This is a genomic window from Pseudomonas sp. GW823-FHT02C02 (assembly GCF_058797635.1).
In genome coordinates, this window is sequence record NZ_JBXAJV010000005.1 from 249,205 (window position 1) to 265,157 (window position 15,953).

The window sequence follows — 15,953 nt, forward strand, 5'->3', positions numbered from 1 at the left end:
GGAACAGTCGTCGGTGTGGTGCGGAAAGTGCCGATGGTCTGGCCGGAACCTGCTGCGTGCGGGGTAAGCACGTGGTTCGGCCGGGGCTTGGGTAAGCGGATTCGATTATAGGAAGGTGGCTAACGATCTAACAAGGGGCTTGGGATTGGCGAGGTCTTTTTGGCGAGGGGGCGTTCCGACAAGCCTCTCGCCACGGTGTTATGTGTCCGACATCAAATCACTGTTGGAACGGAGCTGGTATGCCAGATCAAAACCTGAGTAACCCGATTGTCTTCCGTCTCCAGAATTTCCAGCCGATAACGCCCGATCTTCAGGCATACCGCACTTTCTGGAATGGTCTCCAGTGCCTCGGTCACCAAGCCGTTCAGGGTTTTCGGGCCGTCGCTGGGCAGGTGCCAGCCCAGGCTCTTGTTCAATTCGCGAATCGACGCCGCACCTTCGATCATCAGTCGGCCATCGGCCTGCGGGTGGATGTGCGGGTTGTCCAGGCTGTGCTGACTTTCGAATTCGCCGACGATTTCTTCGAGAATGTCTTCCAGGGTCACGATGCCAAGTACTTCGCCGTACTCGTCGACCACCATGCCCAGGCGCCGCTGCTGTTTGTGGAAATTCAAGAGTTGCAGTTGCAACGGCGTGCTTTCCGGCACGAAGTACGGTTCGTGGCTGGCGGCCAGCAACGCTTCCAGGGTCAGGCTCGCATCGGGTAGCAAGTGGCGGATCTGCCGGGTATTGAGCACGGCTTCGACCTGATTGATGTCGCTGTGAAACACCGGCAGGCGGGTGCGCTTGTTGTTGCGCAGTTGCTCGACGATCTCTGCGAGGGAGTCGTCGAGATTGATCCCGTCGACGTCACTTCGCGGCACCAGAATGTCGTTGACCGTGATGTTGTCGAGCGCGTGGATGCCCGTCAGCGGGTGAGGGCGGCAGACGGCTTCGTGATCGTCCTTACGCTCGCTGGGGCTCTCGTCTTCGCTCTGTTGCACCACCTTGACCTTGCGGGCAAACGGTCGCATCAGCAGCCGGGTGAAGCCATTGAGCAGCCAGGCGGCCGGGTAGATGATTTTCAGTGGCGCACCGAGCAGCGTGTTGCCCAGGGCCAGGACGGCGTCGGGATAGCGCACGGCGAGGGCGCGCGGCAGGTAGTCGGCGAACACCAGCAGTGCGATCCCGGCGCCCAGGCAGGCAATCCACGGGCCGTTTTCCGCCCAGATGAAGATCGCCAGCAAGGTGCTGATGACCACTGCCAGTGCGCGGCACAGGGTATTGCAGAAGATCAGGCTGTTGAGCGGGAAGCTGAGCTTCGCGACCGGTTTGTCGCTGGAACGCGAGGCGGTGCGCTGGGCCAGCAAGTGCTGTTGTGCGGATTCGATGGCGGTAAACAGCCCCGACCATAAAATCAGCAGGGCCAATACCGCGAGCATCGGCCCTATGGGCAAGTCGTCCATTAATGCCGCCCGTCAGATGTGCAGGATGTATTCACGGACCAGCTTACTGCCGAAGTACGCCAGCATCAGCAGGCAGAAACCGGCGAGGGTCCAGCGAATGGCCTTGTGTCCGCGCCAGCCGAGGCGGTTACGTCCCCATAGCAGCACGCTGAAGACGATCCAGGCCAGGCAAGCCAGCAAGGTTTTGTGCACCAGATGCTGGGCAAATAGGTTGTCGACAAACAGCCAGCCAGAGAGCAGCGACAACGACAGCAGGGTCCAGCCGGCCCAGAGGAAGCCGAACAGCAGGCTTTCCATGGTTTGCAGCGGCGGGAAGTTCTTGATCAGGCCCGACGGGTGTTTGTGCTTGAGCTGATGGTCTTGCACCAGCAGCAGCAAGGCTTGAAACATCGCGATGGTGAACATGCCGTAAGCGAGGATCGACAGCAGGATGTGCGCGAGAATGCCCGGCTCTTCGTCGATGACCTGCACCGTGCCGGCAGGGGCGAACTGCGCCAGCAGCACGGTGGCGGCACCGAGCGGGAACAGCAATATAAGCAGGTTTTCCACCGGGATCCGCGAACAGGCCAGCAGGGTCAGGGCGATGACCGCCGCCGCAATCAGGCTGGCGGCGCTGAAAAAGTCCAGTCCCAGGCCGATCGGGGTCAGCAGGTGGGCGAACAGGCTGGCACTGTGAGCCAGCACGGCAAGCACGCCAAGCGTGACCAGCAGGCGTTTGTTCGCCTTGGCACCAGTGGCCAGGCGAGTGCCTTGATAGATAGTCGCAGCGGCATATAAGCAGGCGGCGGCGAGGGTAGTCAGCATACTGGGTGACAAGGGGAGCATAAATCCTGTTAGGCAAGCCCGAAAGGCGCTGAGTTTGGCATAGAACCCCCGCAGCACGAAAGACCATGCAACCTGACGACGAGGTGTCCGCCAGACGCAGTCTTCGCTATAATCCGCGACCTGCCCACGCCGCAGGCTCGCCGAGCACATGTTTATTCCGGTCTGGGCCGCCATTATCCCGGTCTACACAGGGCCTGAAAGGATCGCGCAATGTTTGAAAACTTAACCGACCGTCTCTCGCAGACGCTGCGCCATGTCACCGGCAAGGCCAAGCTGACCGAGGACAACATCAAAGACACCCTGCGCGAAGTGCGCATGGCGTTGCTCGAAGCCGACGTCGCCTTGCCGGTGGTGAAAGACTTCGTCAATTCGGTCAAGGAACGCGCCGTTGGCACCGAGGTGTCTCGCAGCCTGACGCCGGGCCAGGCCTTCGTGAAGATCGTCCAGGCCGAACTCGAAAGCCTGATGGGCGCGGCCAACGAAGACTTGAACCTGAGCGCCGTTCCACCGGCCGTGGTCCTGATGGCGGGTTTGCAAGGTGCGGGTAAAACCACCACTGCCGGCAAACTCGCGCGTTTCCTTAAGGAGCGCAAGAAGAAGTCGGTCATGGTCGTGTCCGCGGACGTTTACCGTCCGGCGGCGATCAAGCAGCTGGAAATGCTCGCCGGTGAAGTCGGCGTCACCTTCTTCCCGTCCGACCTGAGCCAGAAACCGGTCGACATCGCGCAAGCGGCTATAAAAGAAGCAAAGCTCAAGTTTATTGATGTGGTCATCGTCGATACCGCCGGTCGTCTGCACATCGACGAAGAGATGATGGGCGAGATCAAGGCCTTGCACGCCGCGATCAACCCGGTCGAAACCCTGTTCGTGGTCGACGCCATGACCGGCCAGGACGCCGCCAACACGGCCAAGGCCTTCGGCGACGCCTTGCCGCTGACCGGTGTGATCCTGACCAAGGTCGACGGCGACGCCCGTGGCGGTGCCGCGCTGTCGGTTCGCGCCATCACCGGCAGGCCGATCAAGTTCATCGGTATGGGCGAGAAGAGCGATGCGCTCGAACCGTTCCACCCTGAGCGTATTGCTTCGCGCATCCTCGGCATGGGCGATGTGCTCAGTCTGATCGAGCAGGCGGAAGCGACCCTCGACAAAGACAAGGCCGACAAACTGGCCAAGAAGCTGAAGAAGGGCAAGGGCTTCGACCTCGAAGACTTCCGCGATCAGCTGCAACAGATGAAGAACATGGGCGGCCTCGGTGGCCTCATGGACAAACTGCCGAACATCGGCGGCGTCAATCTGGCGCAGATGGGCAATGCCCAGGGCGCGGCAGAGAAACAATTCAAGCAGATGGAAGCCATCATCAATTCCATGACCCCGGCCGAGCGCCGCGACCCTGAGCTGATCAGCGGTTCGCGCAAACGCCGGATCGCCATGGGTTCCGGCACCCAGGTGCAGGACATCGGTCGCTTGATCAAGCAGCACAAGCAGATGCAGAAGATGATGAAGAAATTCTCCGCCAAAGGCGGAATGGCCAAAATGATGCGCGGTATGGGCGGAATGTTGCCCGGCGGCGGCATGCCGAAAATGTAAAGAATTCGCGCAAGGGCTTGCTCTTGCGCAGCCCACACGGAAGTGGGATCTCCAGCAAACCCGCACTTGGCGGGAGCTGACTGGCCGTTTTCAACGACGGCTCTATAGCAAATCTTGATGGCGACCGGAAGGCCGCCGGAAAAAGTCATTTGCAAAAGTCCGGATATTCCTTAGAATATGCGGCCTTTCGGGCACCTATGCCCGCTGTGCCTTTAGATTTGCAGCACCGACTACAGGAACGATGTTCACATGCTAACAATCCGTCTTGCCCTTGGCGGCTCCAAAAAGCGCCCGTTTTACCACTTGACCGTAACCGACAGCCGCAACCCGCGCGACGGTTCGCACAAGGAACAGGTTGGCTTCTTCAACCCTGTTGCTCGTGGTCAAGAAGTCCGTCTGTCCGTGAACCAAGAGCGCGTAGCCTACTGGCTGAGCGTTGGTGCACAACCTTCTGAGCGTGTTGCTCAGTTGTTGAAGGATGCATCTAAGGCTGCGGCCTGAGCAATATGAACGCGACGCCTGCCATTGCTGATGATTTGATCGTTATCGGCAAGATTTATTCTGTTCATGGCGTTCGCGGCGAAGTGAAGGTTTATTCCTTTACTGATCCGACTGAAAACCTGTTGCAGTACAAAACCTGGACGCTCAAGCGCGAAGGCAATGTGAAACAGGTCGAGCTGGTCAGCGGACGTGGGAACGACAAGTTCCTGGTCGCAAAGCTCAAGGGTCTTGATGATCGTGAAGAAGCTCGTCTTCTGGCCGGTTATGAGATCTGCGTGCCGCGCAACCTGTTCCCTGAATTGACCGACGGCGAGTACTACTGGTACCAGCTGGAAGGTCTGAAGGTTATTGATCAACTCGGGCAATTGCTCGGGAAAATCGATCATCTTCTGGAAACCGGCGCCAATGATGTAATGGTGGTCAAGCCTTGCGCTGGCAGCCTGGATGATCGCGAACGCCTGTTGCCCTATACGGAGCAATGCGTGTTGGCCGTCGACCTTGTCGCAGGCGAGATGAAGGTGGAATGGGATGCGGACTTCTAAGCGTGGCTAACTTGCGCGTAGAAGTGATCAGTTTGTTTCCCGAGATGTTCTCCGCCATCAGCGAGTACGGCATCACCAGTCGTGCGGTGAAACAGGGGCTGTTGCAGCTCACCTGTTGGAATCCGCGAGACTACACGACGGATCGGCATCACACTGTGGACGATCGCCCATTTGGCGGTGGTCCGGGCATGGTGATGAAGATCAAGCCCCTGGAAGATGCTCTGGTTCAGGCCAAGGCAGCAGCCGGGGAGGCGGCGAAGGTGATTTACCTGTCCCCCCAAGGCCGTCAACTGACTCAGTCGGCGGTACGCGAGTTGGCGAATCTGGATGCATTGATCCTGATTGCCGGCCGCTATGAAGGCATTGACGAGCGTTTTATTGAAGCTCATGTCGATGAAGAGTGGTCGATTGGCGACTATGTACTGTCTGGCGGCGAGCTGCCGGCGATGGTCCTGATCGATGCGGTTACACGACTGCTGCCTGGAGCTTTAGGGCATGCGGACTCCGCCGAGGAAGATTCCTTTACGGATGGTTTGCTGGATTGCCCGCACTACACCCGACCGGAGGTGTATGCGGATCAGCGTGTTCCCGACGTGTTGCTAAGTGGCAATCACGCGCATATCCGGCGTTGGCGTTTACAGCAGTCCCTTGGTAGGACCTTTGAACGACGCGCCGATCTTCTGGAAAGCCGCTCGCTTTCTGGAGAAGAGAAGAAGCTGCTCGAGGAATACATCCGCGAGCGGGACGATAGTTAACAACGTATCGATGGTAGATCCGACGATCTACCTTAGGAGCACAGCATGACTAACAAAATCATCCTTGCACTCGAAGCAGAGCAGATGACCAAAGAGATCCCTACCTTTGCCCCGGGCGACACCATTGTCGTTCAGGTGAAAGTGAAGGAAGGCGACCGTTCGCGTCTGCAAGCGTTCGAAGGTGTTGTTATCGCCAAGCGTAACCGCGGCGTAAACAGTGCTTTCACCGTTCGTAAAATCTCCAACGGTGTTGGCGTAGAGCGTACTTTCCAGACCTACAGCCCGCAAATCGACAGCATGGCCGTTAAACGTCGCGGTGACGTACGTAAAGCCAAGCTGTACTACCTGCGTGACCTGTCCGGTAAAGCAGCTCGCATCAAGGAAAAACTGGCTTAAGTCCAGCTTCCGATGCAGAAAAAAGCAGCCTACGGGCTGCTTTTTTGTTGCCTGCGATTTATCTTTCGTGACCGTACTGTCGGTCTTGCCTGAGCTTATATGCCCGCCATCGATCATCCATTGATAGACCAATTTCTCGACGCGCTGTGGCTGGAAAAAGGTCTTTCCGATAACACTCGCGATGCCTATCGCAGCGACCTGGCCTTGTTCAATGGCTGGTTGCAGGAAAAGGGTCTGGAGCTGATCAACGCCGGCCGCGAGTTGATCCTCGATCACCTGGCCTGGCGTCTGGAACAAAACTACAAACCCCGTTCGACGGCGCGATTCCTCTCCGGAGTGCGTGGGTTTTATCGTTATCTACTCAGGGAAAAGCTGATCGCGGTCGATCCGACCTTGCGCGTCGATATGCCCCAACTCGGTAGGCCTTTGCCTAAGTCTCTGTCGGAAGCAGACGTGGAAGCGCTGCTGAAGGCGCCGGACTTGAGCGAAGCTATCGGTCAGCGGGACCGCGCCATGCTCGAAGTGCTTTATGCGTGCGGCTTGCGGGTGACGGAGTTGATCAGCCTGACGCTGGAGCAGGTCAATCTGCGTCAAGGCGTGCTGCGGGTCATGGGCAAAGGCAGCAAGGAGCGCCTGGTTCCGATGGGCGAGGAGGCGATTGTCTGGGTCGAGCGATACATGCGCGATGGCCGCCAGGAACTGCTCGGTGGGCGTCCCAGCGATGTCATGTTCCCCAGCCAGCGCGGTGAGCAGATGACTCGCCAGACCTTCTGGCATCGCATCAAGCACCAGGCCAAGGTCGCCGGGATCGGCAAGTCGCTGTCGCCGCATACCTTGCGCCATGCGTTCGCCACGCACCTGCTCAACCACGGCGCGGACCTTCGGGTGGTGCAAATGCTGCTCGGCCACAGCGACCTGTCGACCACCCAGATCTACACCCACGTCGCCCGCGCACGCTTGCAGGACTTGCACGCCAAACACCACCCGCGCGGCTGACGGATGGAACAAATCACCGGTGGCGAGGGCGCTTGCTCCCGCTGGGGCGCGAAGCGATCCCAAAACTATGGACCACGGCTAATCAGGAAAATCGAGGTGCCTGTCTTACGACTGCTGCGCAGTCGAGCGGGAGCAAGCTCCCTCGCCACAACACGTGTTATCAGATACGCACCATTATGTGTGTTGCGTCAGGCGCATTCGGCCACAGGAGCCTTATGTGGTAGGCTTTGCCGGTTTGCACGATGGGCGGTTATGACCCGGTGTTTCGGCACGGGCGTTCTGATCGTCCCATTTGTCCGCCTTCAGGAGTTCTCATGCGTCTGACCCAGATTTTCGCCGCCGCAGCCATTGCGTTGGTCAGTACCTTTGCCGTCGCCGATGACGCGGCCGACAAAGCCATTCGTAAAAGCCTGGAAAATCTCCAGCTGGAAGTACCGGTAGAAAGCATCTCCGCCAGTCCGTTGCCGGGCCTGTATGAAGTCAAACTGCAAGGCAGCCGCGTGCTCTACGCCAGCGCCGACGGCCAATACGTGGTGCAGGGCTACCTGTTCCAGCTCAAGGACGGCAAGCCGGTCAACCTGACCGAGAAGACCGAACGTCTGGGCGTGTCCAAACTGGTCAACGCCATCCCGGTTGCAGAAACCGTGGTCTACCCGGCGATCGGCGAAACCAAATCGCACATCACCGTGTTCACCGACACCACCTGCCCGTACTGCCACAAACTGCACGCCGAAGTGCCTGAGCTGAACAAGCGCGGCATCGAAGTGCGTTACGTCGCGTTCCCGCGCCAGGGCCTGGGCTCGCCGGGTGACGAACAATTGCAAGCGGTCTGGTGCTCGAAAGACAAGAAAGCTGCCATGGACAAAATGGTCGACGGCAAGGAAATCAAGGCCGCCAAGTGTGATAACCCGGTTTCCAAGCAGTTCGCCCTCGGTCAGTCGATCGGCGTGAACGGCACACCGGCCATCGTTTTGGCTGACGGTCAGGTCATTCCGGGCTACCAGCCTGCGCCACAAGTCGCCAAACTGGCGCTGGGCGCGAAATAATTCGCATCGTCACGGCCAGCCTTTGACGATCATGGTCCGGCGGCACCATTTGCCGGGCCATTAATAGAGAGCCGCGAGCATGCGGCTGTTTTCACGGCCGGCCTTGAGTCGGCCGTTTTATGGGGAGTTCACAGTGAAACCGGTCAAAGTAGGCATCTGTGGGTTAGGGACCGTCGGTGGCGGTACCTTCAACGTACTTCAGCGCAACGCCGAGGAAATTGCTCGTCGTGCCGGGCGTGGAATCGAAGTGGCACAAATTGCCATGCGCACGCCAAAGCCTCAGTTCCAAACGACCGGTATTGCGATTACCAACGATGTCTTCGAAGTGGCCACGAACCCTGAGATCGACATCGTTATAGAGCTGATGGGCGGCTACACCGTTGCCCGCGAGCTGGTACTCAAGGCCATCGAGAATGGCAAGCATGTGGTCACCGCGAACAAGGCACTGATCGCCGTTCACGGTAATGAGATTTTCGCCAAGGCACGTGAGAAAGGCGTGATCGTGGCGTTCGAAGCGGCTGTGGCCGGTGGCATTCCGGTGATCAAGGCGATCCGTGAAGGCCTGTCCGCCAACCGCATCAACTGGGTCGCCGGGATCATCAACGGCACCGGCAACTTCATCCTCACCGAAATGCGCGAGAAGGGTCGCACCTTCGAAGACGTACTCGCCGAGGCGCAAGCCCTGGGTTACGCCGAAGCCGATCCGACCTTCGACGTTGAAGGCATCGATGCGGCCCACAAGCTGACGATCCTGGCCTCCATCGCCTTCGGCATCCCGCTGCAGTTCGACAAGGCTTACACCGAAGGCATCACCAAGCTGACCACCGCTGACGTGAACTACGCCGAAGCGCTGGGTTATCGCATCAAGCACCTCGGCGTCGCTCGCAGCACCGCGTCCGGTATCGAGTTGCGCGTGCACCCCACGTTGATCCCGGCCGATCGCCTGATCGCCAACGTCAACGGCGTGATGAACGCGGTGATGGTCAACGGTGATGCGGCCGGTTCGACCCTGTTCTACGGCGCGGGCGCCGGCATGGAGCCGACGGCTTCGTCGGTGATCGCCGACCTGGTGGACGTGGTTCGCGCCATGACCTCCGACCCGGAAAACCGTGTGCCGCACCTGGCCTTCCAGCCGGATTCGTTGTCGGCGCACCCGATCCTGCCGATCGAAGCGTGCGAAAGTGCTTACTACCTGCGCATTCAGGCGAAAGACCATCCGGGCGTACTGGCCCAGGTCGCGAGCATTCTGTCGGAGCGTGGCATCAACATCGAATCGATCATGCAGAAAGAAGTCGAAGAGCATGACGGTCTGGTGCCGATGATCCTGCTGACTCACCGTGTGCTGGAACAGCACATGAACGACGCGATCGCCGCGCTGGAAGCCCTGGCAGGCGTGGTCGGTCCGGTCGTCCGGATCCGCGTCGAGCACCTGAACTAAACAAAAGCAGCGGCAAGCTGCGAGCTTCAAGCGACAAGTCAAAGGCACTCTGGCTTTTACTTGCCGCTTGTAGCTTGAGACTTGAAGCTCAAACCAAAGGTTTGCCCCTATGCGTTATATCAGTACCCGCGGCCAGGCACCGGCCCTGAATTTCGAAGATGTCCTGCTGGCCGGTCTTGCCACCGACGGTGGTCTGTACGTCCCGGAAAACCTGCCACGTTTCACCCAGGAAGAAATCGCTTCCTGGGCTGGCTTGCCGTATCACGAGCTGGCCTTCCGGGTGATGCGCCCGTTCGTTACCGGCAGCATCCCTGATGCCGATTTCAAAAAGATCCTTGAAGAAACCTACGGTGTGTTCTCGCACAGCGCCGTGGCACCGTTGCGTCAGCTGAATGGCAACGAATGGGTGCTCGAGCTGTTCCACGGCCCGACCCTGGCGTTCAAAGACTTCGCCCTGCAACTGCTCGGTCGTCTGCTCGACTACGTGCTGGAAAAACGCGGCGAGCGCGTGGTCATCGTCGGCGCGACCTCCGGTGACACCGGTTCGGCCGCCATCGAAGGCTGCAAGCACTGCGAAAACGTCGACATCTTCATCCTGCACCCGCATAACCGCGTGTCCGAAGTGCAGCGTCGCCAGATGACCACCATCTTCGGCGAGAACATCCATAACATCGCCATCGAAGGCAACTTCGATGACTGCCAGGAAATGGTCAAGGCCAGCTTCGCTGACCAGAGCTTCCTCAAGGGCACGCGTCTGGTGGCGGTGAACTCGATCAACTGGGCGCGGATCATGGCCCAGATCGTTTACTACTTCCACGCAGCCCTGCAGTTGGGCGGCCCGGCGCGCTCGGTATCGTTCTCGGTGCCGACCGGCAACTTCGGCGACATCTTCGCCGGTTACCTGGCACGCAACATGGGCCTGCCGATCAACCAGTTGATCGTCGCCACCAACCGCAATGACATCCTGCACCGCTTCATGAGCGGCAACCAGTACGTCAAGGAAACCCTGCACGCCACGTTGTCGCCGTCGATGGACATCATGGTGTCGTCGAACTTCGAGCGTCTGCTGTTCGATCTGCACGGTCGCAACGGCGCAGCGATTGCCGGTTTGATGGACAGCTTCAAGCAGGGCGGCGGTTTCAGCGTCGAACAGGAACGCTGGACCGAAGCCCGCAAATTGTTCGATTCCCTGGCCGTGGATGACGCGCAAACCTGCGAAACCATTGCCGAAGTCTACGAGCAAACCGGCGAACTGCTGGATCCGCACACCGCCATCGGCGTGAAGGCCGCGCGCGAATGCCGTCGTAGCCTGGATATTCCAATGGTGATCCTCGGCACGGCCCATCCGGTCAAATTCCCGGATGCAGTGGAGAAAGCCGGCGTAGGAAAAGCGCTTGAACTACCTGCACATCTTTCTGATTTGTTCGAGCGAAATGAGCGTTGCACCGTGTTGCCGAATGATTTGAAAGCCGTGCAGGCCTTTGTCAGTCAGCATGGCAACCGCGGCAAGCCGCTGTAACCACTCAAAGCTGTCACATTTTGAAGCCCGTCTCCTGACGGGCTTTCTCATTTCTGCATGCCACACTTGTCGTGTTTTCGCCCCAGAAAGGATGGGCGAGTTGATTGCGAAGGAAGTGGTAATGCGGTTTTTCAGAGGGTTCAAACCAGCCGTGTGCTGGATGTTTTTGATCGGCGTCCTGGGCTTGGATCAAGCAGGGACGGCCGCGCAATTGGCGACGCCCGAGTCCAGGGGGGCGGGCGTCGGCGCAATCATCGAACTGGATGCTCAGGAACTGAGGTGGGTTGCCGAGCATCCGCAAGTCATCGTCTCGTCGGTGCAATACCCGCTTTATCTGTTCAAGGATGAACACGGTCAGTGGAGCGGTCTGAACAACGATCTGCTCAATCGCATCAGTGCCATGACGGGTTTGCAGTTTGTTCACGAGGAGTCGTTTTCCACCGACCAACTGCTCGGGCGTCTGGAAAGTGCCGAGGCGGACATGAGCACAACGCTGGCGATGAATGACGAGCGTAAGGCGTTCCTGGATTTCAGTCATGCGTTCGGTGGCGCTGGATGGGTGTTTGTCGGACGGGCAGACGCACCGGTCGTGCACTCCCTGGCGCAGTTGGCGAAAAGAGTGCTGGTGTTGCCGGCCCGGCACGCACTCGAAGGCACGATTCGCCGCGACTACCCGGCGATAGAGTTGCGCACGGTCAAGACTTACGCCGAGGCCAGGGCGCTGGTTGAAAGTGGTGAAGCCTTTGCCACCATCGAAAATGAAATCGGGGCGCAGCTCTATCCGTTGGGGCAACTCAAGGTCGGCCGGGCCGTGGAGGGCAAGTGGGAGGCTGATCACCTCGCGGTACGCAAAGGCCAGTCGCCGCTGCTGAGCATTCTCAACAAGGCGCTTGAGGCCTTCCCTGCGGCCGACTTGCGGGCCATTCGCCTGAAATGGCTCAGCGGTATCGCGCCCGTCGAGTCGCCTTCTCGCTGGCGGCAGCTGACTCACTGGTTTTGCTGGGGCATGTTTATCGTCAGCCTGTTCGGTCTGCTTTCCTTGCTCTGGAATCGCAGGCTCGCGGCACTGATCAAGCAGCGCGCAGACGCTGAGAAGGGGCTGGGCGATCAGCTTGCGTTCCAGCATGCGTTGATCGACGCCATGCCCGATCCGATGTTTGTTCGTGATCTGCAAGGGCGTTTGATCATGTGCAACAAAAGTTATGAGGAGAGCCTCTGCACCCGTTTTGACCAGGTTCAAGGGCGACGGCTGGTTGAGCTCGATGTCCTGCCGGCGGAAACCGCAGCGCTGCTGCATGCCGAATTCATGGCGCAGATGGAGACTCGAAAGCCACGCTTCAGTGAACGTCAATTGCTGTTCAACAACGGGGTCAGGGACATCTACCAATGGACGGTGCCGTTCTACAGCGTCGACGGCCAATTGCGAGGGTTGCTGGGGGGATGGACTGATATCGGTCACCGGACAAGGCACCTGTGAACAGGCTGTTTTTTCCCTGTCATCTTTTCCGTGCATGCTCTATCGACCAGGGACGCCGACGCGTCTGCACCTGGAATCCAGAACTTTCTTCTCGGGTCGGTGGTCATTTACTGTGAACACACCCCAGGCACTTTGTTTTCGGACTATTGAGTGGTGATCGAGATGGAAAGTATCAGTCTATTGCTCGGTGAGGCTCTGAGCCCGTATCAGGTCAAGCTGACCCCGTCGGGCGCCCATGGCGAATGCCTGGTGACACTGAAGAATGCGACCGGCGCGATCGTGGTCGAACGGGCGTTCAACCAAGCCCAGTTAACCGATTACCGTCTGCTGACGGATGTCGTCGACGGCTTGCACCGCGACGTGCTGATTGCCGAAGGACGGCTGGAACCCTGCGTCATCGCGGCGCTGCGCAATGCGACTCAGGATAAGGTCCTGGCCAGTCGAAATTGAATTGTTCTTTTGTGGGAACCTTCCTGCGCTCAGGTCGTCAGACCATGTAACAGCAGGATCAAGCATTGTGCTCCGGTGCTTGTAGCTTGCTGCCACTGGTCTTTATGTAGGCCACGTTTAACCCCGAGTCGTCTCCCCACTTCTCGGGGTTTCTTTTGCCTGCGATTTGTCATTGCCCAGCCTGATTCTCGAAAAAGGCTTTGGCTTCTTTCAGGTAGTCGTTGCGTCTTTCGGGGTCCAGCCACTCAGCGTACAGCTGGTCCAGTCGCTCATGGGGCAGGGTGCGTAACAGTTCATTGATCTCTTGGATGGCCTTGCGGCCCTGGACTGTACCGGAGCAGCCAATGTGCCCCGACAGGTATTTGCCCGTGCCCTTCACCGGGTAAAATTCCAGCTGATCGTCGGCGATGTGCTCTCGATTAGCCTGATAGCGAATTTCCGGCCAGTACCCCAGAACCATTTGCAAACGGCCCAGGCGCTGCATCTGCAACAGACTGGCAAGGGCATCGTTGCCGTAATGGGGAGCCAGTGCGTCCGGTGGCGCCAGTTTCAGCAGCGTGTCGAGGACTTGGCCGTAACTGCGCTCGGCGACGACCCCGATTTTCTTTTGGCCACTGGCCAGCAGAGCCGCAAGATCGACTTCGCCGTCGATCAGAAAAGGATCCAGCTGCGCGCGGTCTTCCCGGCGGACGACAAGTCCATTGCTCACCGCGCGGAAGGCCGGAATGGAGAACGCAATCCATTGTTCGCGCTCTTTGGTCCAGACCAGTGACGGATCGCAGGTAAACGATTCTTCGCGGAGCATTTGCATGGCGCGGGCCCGGTTGACTCGCATCAGGGTGTGCTCGTATTGCGGCATCCCGGCTATCAACAGCGGCAGGATCTGATCGACAATCCCCTGACCTTTTTTCGGACCTTCAAAGATCATCGTGGGTGGCAAGTCGCGGAGTAACCAGATCAGCGTCGCTTTGGGTTGTGCCCAAACGGGTGTCGCCAGCGCGGCCAATAGCCCCAATACCGCCGCTGTACGCCAGTTGCGGGTGTTGTGAGTGGCTGTTGAAAGCAGGCGTTTCAGCTTAGATGGCCCCGTCTTCGCGCAGCTTGGCAATCTGTTGCGGGTCGTAACCAAGATCGTTGAGTACCTGCGCGTTGTGCTCGCCTAACTGCGGCCCGACCCATGCGCAATCGCCGGGTGTCTCAGAGAGTTTCGGCACAATCCCCGGCATCTTGAAGTCTTTGCCGTCCGGCAGCTTGGCCTGCATGAACATTTCCCGGGCCAGATACTGCGGATCACTGAACATGTCTTCGGCGCTGAAGATCCGACTGACAGGCACATCGGCCTGATTCAGCTGCGTGAGCACGGTGTCCAGCGGCTGCGAATTGACCCAGCGATCGATCACCCCGTAAATCTCGTCACGGCGGCTGTCGCGGCCATCATTGCTGGCCAGCGCCGGGTCGTTGGCCAGGTCTTCGCGACCGATGACCAGCATGAAGCGTTTGAAGATTGCATCGCCATTGGCGCCTATCTGCACATGCTTGCCGTCGGCGCTGGTGTGAATCGAGGAGGGCGTGATGCCTGGCATGATGTTGCCGGTGCGCTCGCGAATGAAACCGAACACATCGAACTCCGGCACCATGCTTTCCATCATGGCGAAGATTGCTTCATACAGCGCCACGTCCACCACCTGGCCCTGGCCACCGTTGACCTCGCGGTGACGCAACGCCATCAGTGCGCCAATCACACCCCATAGCGCGGCAATCGAGTCACCGATGGAAATCCCGGTGCGCACCGGTGGCCGGTCTTCGAAACCGGTGATGTAGCGCAGGCCGCCCATGGATTCACCAACGGCGCCAAAACCGGGTTGATCCTTCATCGGCCCGGTCTGGCCGAAGCCCGACAGCCGTACCATCACCAGTTTCGGGTTGAGGGCGTGCAAGACGTCCCAGCCCAGGCCGAGTTTTTCCAACACGCCAGGGCGAAAATTCTCGATCAGGATGTCCGCTTCGGCCAGCAGCTTTTTCAGGATTGCCAGGCCGTCAGGGTGTTTCAGGTTCAGGGTCAGGGATTTTTTGTTGCGGGCCTGGACGAACCACCACAGCGAGGTGCCTTCGTAGAGTTTTCGCCATTTGCGCAGCGGATCGCCGCCGTCGGGGGATTCGATCTTGATTACTTCGGCGCCGAATTCACCGCAAATGCGCGAGGCAAACGGGCCGGCGATCAAGGTGCCCAATTCGATGACTTTCAGACCTGAGAGCGGTTTGGCGGTGAGCGGCATGCTGGATCCTGTAGGACAAAGGCTGAGCGGATATAGCCTTTTAACATAGCCCAACGTCAGAGGACCAAGGTTGATCGCCTTCTATTCGTTGATTGCCTACTGCATCGGTTAGACTTGCCGCCTTTCCTCGTATCAAGAAGCCCGTTCATGGCCCAGCCGTCCACGACCTACAAGTTTGAACTGAACCTCACCGACCTCGACCGCAGCGTCTACGAGAGCGTGAAGCAGACCATCGCCCGTCACCCTTCGGAAACCGAAGAGCGCATGACCGTGCGGCTGCTGGCCTACGCCTTCTGGTACAACGAGCAACTGTCGTTCGGTCGCGGTCTGTCAGACGTGGATGAACCGGCCCTGTGGGAAAAGAGCCTGGACGACCGTGTCCTGCACTGGATCGAAGTCGGCCAGCCGGACGCCGATCGCCTGACCTGGTGCTCGCGCCGTACCGAGCGCACCAGCCTGTTGGCTTACGGCAGTCTGCGCGTCTGGGAAACCAAAGTGATCCCCGCGATCAAGAACCTGAAAAACGTGCACATCGCAGCCGTGCCTCAGGACATCCTGGAAACCTTGGCCAAAGACATGCCCCGCGTTATCAAGTGGGACGTGATGATCAGCGAAGGGACGATTTTCGTCACCGACGACCGGGGTCAGCATGAAGTCCAGTTGCAGTGGCTGAGCGGCGAGCGCGGCTGATTTTTCGCCG

At 59.0% G+C, this 15,953-nt stretch carries 16 protein-coding genes; 12 read left to right on the plus strand and 4 right to left on the minus strand.

All coding sequences use genetic code 11. The features are described from left to right. Positions 1–212: 212 nt before the first annotated feature. Both AC1ROI_RS11145 and AC1ROI_RS11150 read right to left on the minus strand, forming a co-directional pair. Complete coding sequence (locus tag AC1ROI_RS11145; protein WP_083374947.1) at positions 213–1,445, minus strand: transporter associated domain-containing protein; 1,233 nt, start codon at positions 1,443–1,445, stop codon at positions 213–215. Positions 1,446–1,457: 12 nt separating this feature from the next. Next, positions 1,458–2,270: a cytochrome C assembly family protein gene (locus AC1ROI_RS11150; protein WP_042932342.1), complete on the minus strand. Its 813-nt coding sequence runs from the start codon at positions 2,268–2,270 to the stop codon at positions 1,458–1,460. Between the two features lie 210 nt (positions 2,271–2,480). On the opposite strand from AC1ROI_RS11150, the gene ffh reads away from it, so the two are divergent. The 11 genes from ffh to AC1ROI_RS11205 all read left to right on the plus strand — a co-directional run bounded on the left by ffh (position 2,481) and on the right by AC1ROI_RS11205 (position 12,977). After that, on the plus strand, positions 2,481–3,857 hold the full coding sequence (gene ffh, locus AC1ROI_RS11155) for a signal recognition particle protein (protein ID WP_077748289.1): 1,377 nt from the start codon (positions 2,481–2,483) through the stop codon (positions 3,855–3,857). A gap of 249 nt (positions 3,858–4,106) precedes the next feature. Further along, positions 4,107–4,358 carry a 30S ribosomal protein S16 gene (gene rpsP / locus AC1ROI_RS11160; RefSeq protein ID WP_010463010.1) on the plus strand — a complete coding sequence of 84 codons (252 nt, stop codon included), beginning with the start codon at positions 4,107–4,109 and terminating at the stop codon, positions 4,356–4,358. 5 nt (positions 4,359–4,363) lie between these two features. Beyond that, on the plus strand, positions 4,364–4,900 hold the full coding sequence (gene rimM / locus AC1ROI_RS11165) for a ribosome maturation factor RimM (RefSeq protein WP_102595430.1): 537 nt from the start codon (positions 4,364–4,366) through the stop codon (positions 4,898–4,900). After that, positions 4,882–5,655 carry a tRNA (guanosine(37)-N1)-methyltransferase TrmD gene (gene trmD, locus AC1ROI_RS11170; RefSeq protein ID WP_154503229.1) on the plus strand — a complete coding sequence of 258 codons (774 nt, stop codon included), beginning with the start codon at positions 4,882–4,884 and terminating at the stop codon, positions 5,653–5,655. Before rimM ends, trmD begins: the two co-directional genes overlap by 19 nt. Before the next feature lie 45 nt (positions 5,656–5,700). Continuing rightward, the gene (gene rplS / locus AC1ROI_RS11175; protein ID WP_003175895.1) at positions 5,701–6,051 is read left to right on the plus strand and encodes a 50S ribosomal protein L19; all 351 of its coding nucleotides are present in this window, start codon (positions 5,701–5,703) and stop codon (positions 6,049–6,051) included. Between the two features lie 99 nt (positions 6,052–6,150). Beyond that, a complete protein-coding gene (xerD, locus tag AC1ROI_RS11180) occupies positions 6,151–7,047 on the plus strand; it encodes a site-specific tyrosine recombinase XerD (RefSeq protein ID WP_010462986.1) in 897 nt (298 codons plus the stop codon). Between the two features lie 314 nt (positions 7,048–7,361). Beyond that, a complete protein-coding gene (dsbC, locus tag AC1ROI_RS11185; RefSeq protein WP_010462985.1) occupies positions 7,362–8,093 on the plus strand; it encodes a bifunctional protein-disulfide isomerase/oxidoreductase DsbC in 732 nt (243 codons plus the stop codon). Positions 8,094–8,226: 133 nt separating this feature from the next. After that, entirely contained in the window at positions 8,227–9,531 is a 1,305-nt protein-coding gene (locus tag AC1ROI_RS11190; protein ID WP_010462982.1) for a homoserine dehydrogenase, read from the plus strand. Positions 9,532–9,640: 109 nt separating this feature from the next. After that, positions 9,641–11,050 (plus strand): threonine synthase, encoded by a 1,410-nt coding sequence (thrC, locus tag AC1ROI_RS11195; protein ID WP_010462981.1) that lies wholly within the window; start codon positions 9,641–9,643, stop codon positions 11,048–11,050. 121 nt (positions 11,051–11,171) lie between these two features. After that, positions 11,172–12,527 (plus strand): transporter substrate-binding domain-containing protein, encoded by a 1,356-nt coding sequence (locus tag AC1ROI_RS11200; RefSeq protein WP_077748290.1) that lies wholly within the window; start codon positions 11,172–11,174, stop codon positions 12,525–12,527. A gap of 162 nt (positions 12,528–12,689) precedes the next feature. Continuing rightward, entirely contained in the window at positions 12,690–12,977 is a 288-nt protein-coding gene (locus tag AC1ROI_RS11205; RefSeq protein WP_102593536.1) for a DUF3509 domain-containing protein, read from the plus strand. 169 nt (positions 12,978–13,146) lie between these two features. Here the strand turns inward: AC1ROI_RS11205 and AC1ROI_RS11210 are convergent, their stop codons facing one another. Next, positions 13,147–14,106: a TIGR02285 family protein gene (locus AC1ROI_RS11210; RefSeq protein ID WP_049870738.1), complete on the minus strand. Its 960-nt coding sequence runs from the start codon at positions 14,104–14,106 to the stop codon at positions 13,147–13,149. Then, positions 14,054–15,253 carry a CaiB/BaiF CoA transferase family protein gene (locus AC1ROI_RS11215; RefSeq protein WP_077748291.1) on the minus strand — a complete coding sequence of 400 codons (1,200 nt, stop codon included), beginning with the start codon at positions 15,251–15,253 and terminating at the stop codon, positions 14,054–14,056. The genes AC1ROI_RS11210 and AC1ROI_RS11215 overlap by 53 nt, the downstream gene beginning before the upstream one ends. Positions 15,254–15,400: 147 nt before the next feature. Between AC1ROI_RS11215 and AC1ROI_RS11220 the strand changes: the two genes are divergently transcribed. Further along, the gene (locus AC1ROI_RS11220) at positions 15,401–15,943 is read left to right on the plus strand and encodes a YaeQ family protein (RefSeq protein WP_010462971.1); all 543 of its coding nucleotides are present in this window, start codon (positions 15,401–15,403) and stop codon (positions 15,941–15,943) included. The last annotated feature ends 10 nt before the right edge of the window (positions 15,944–15,953 follow it).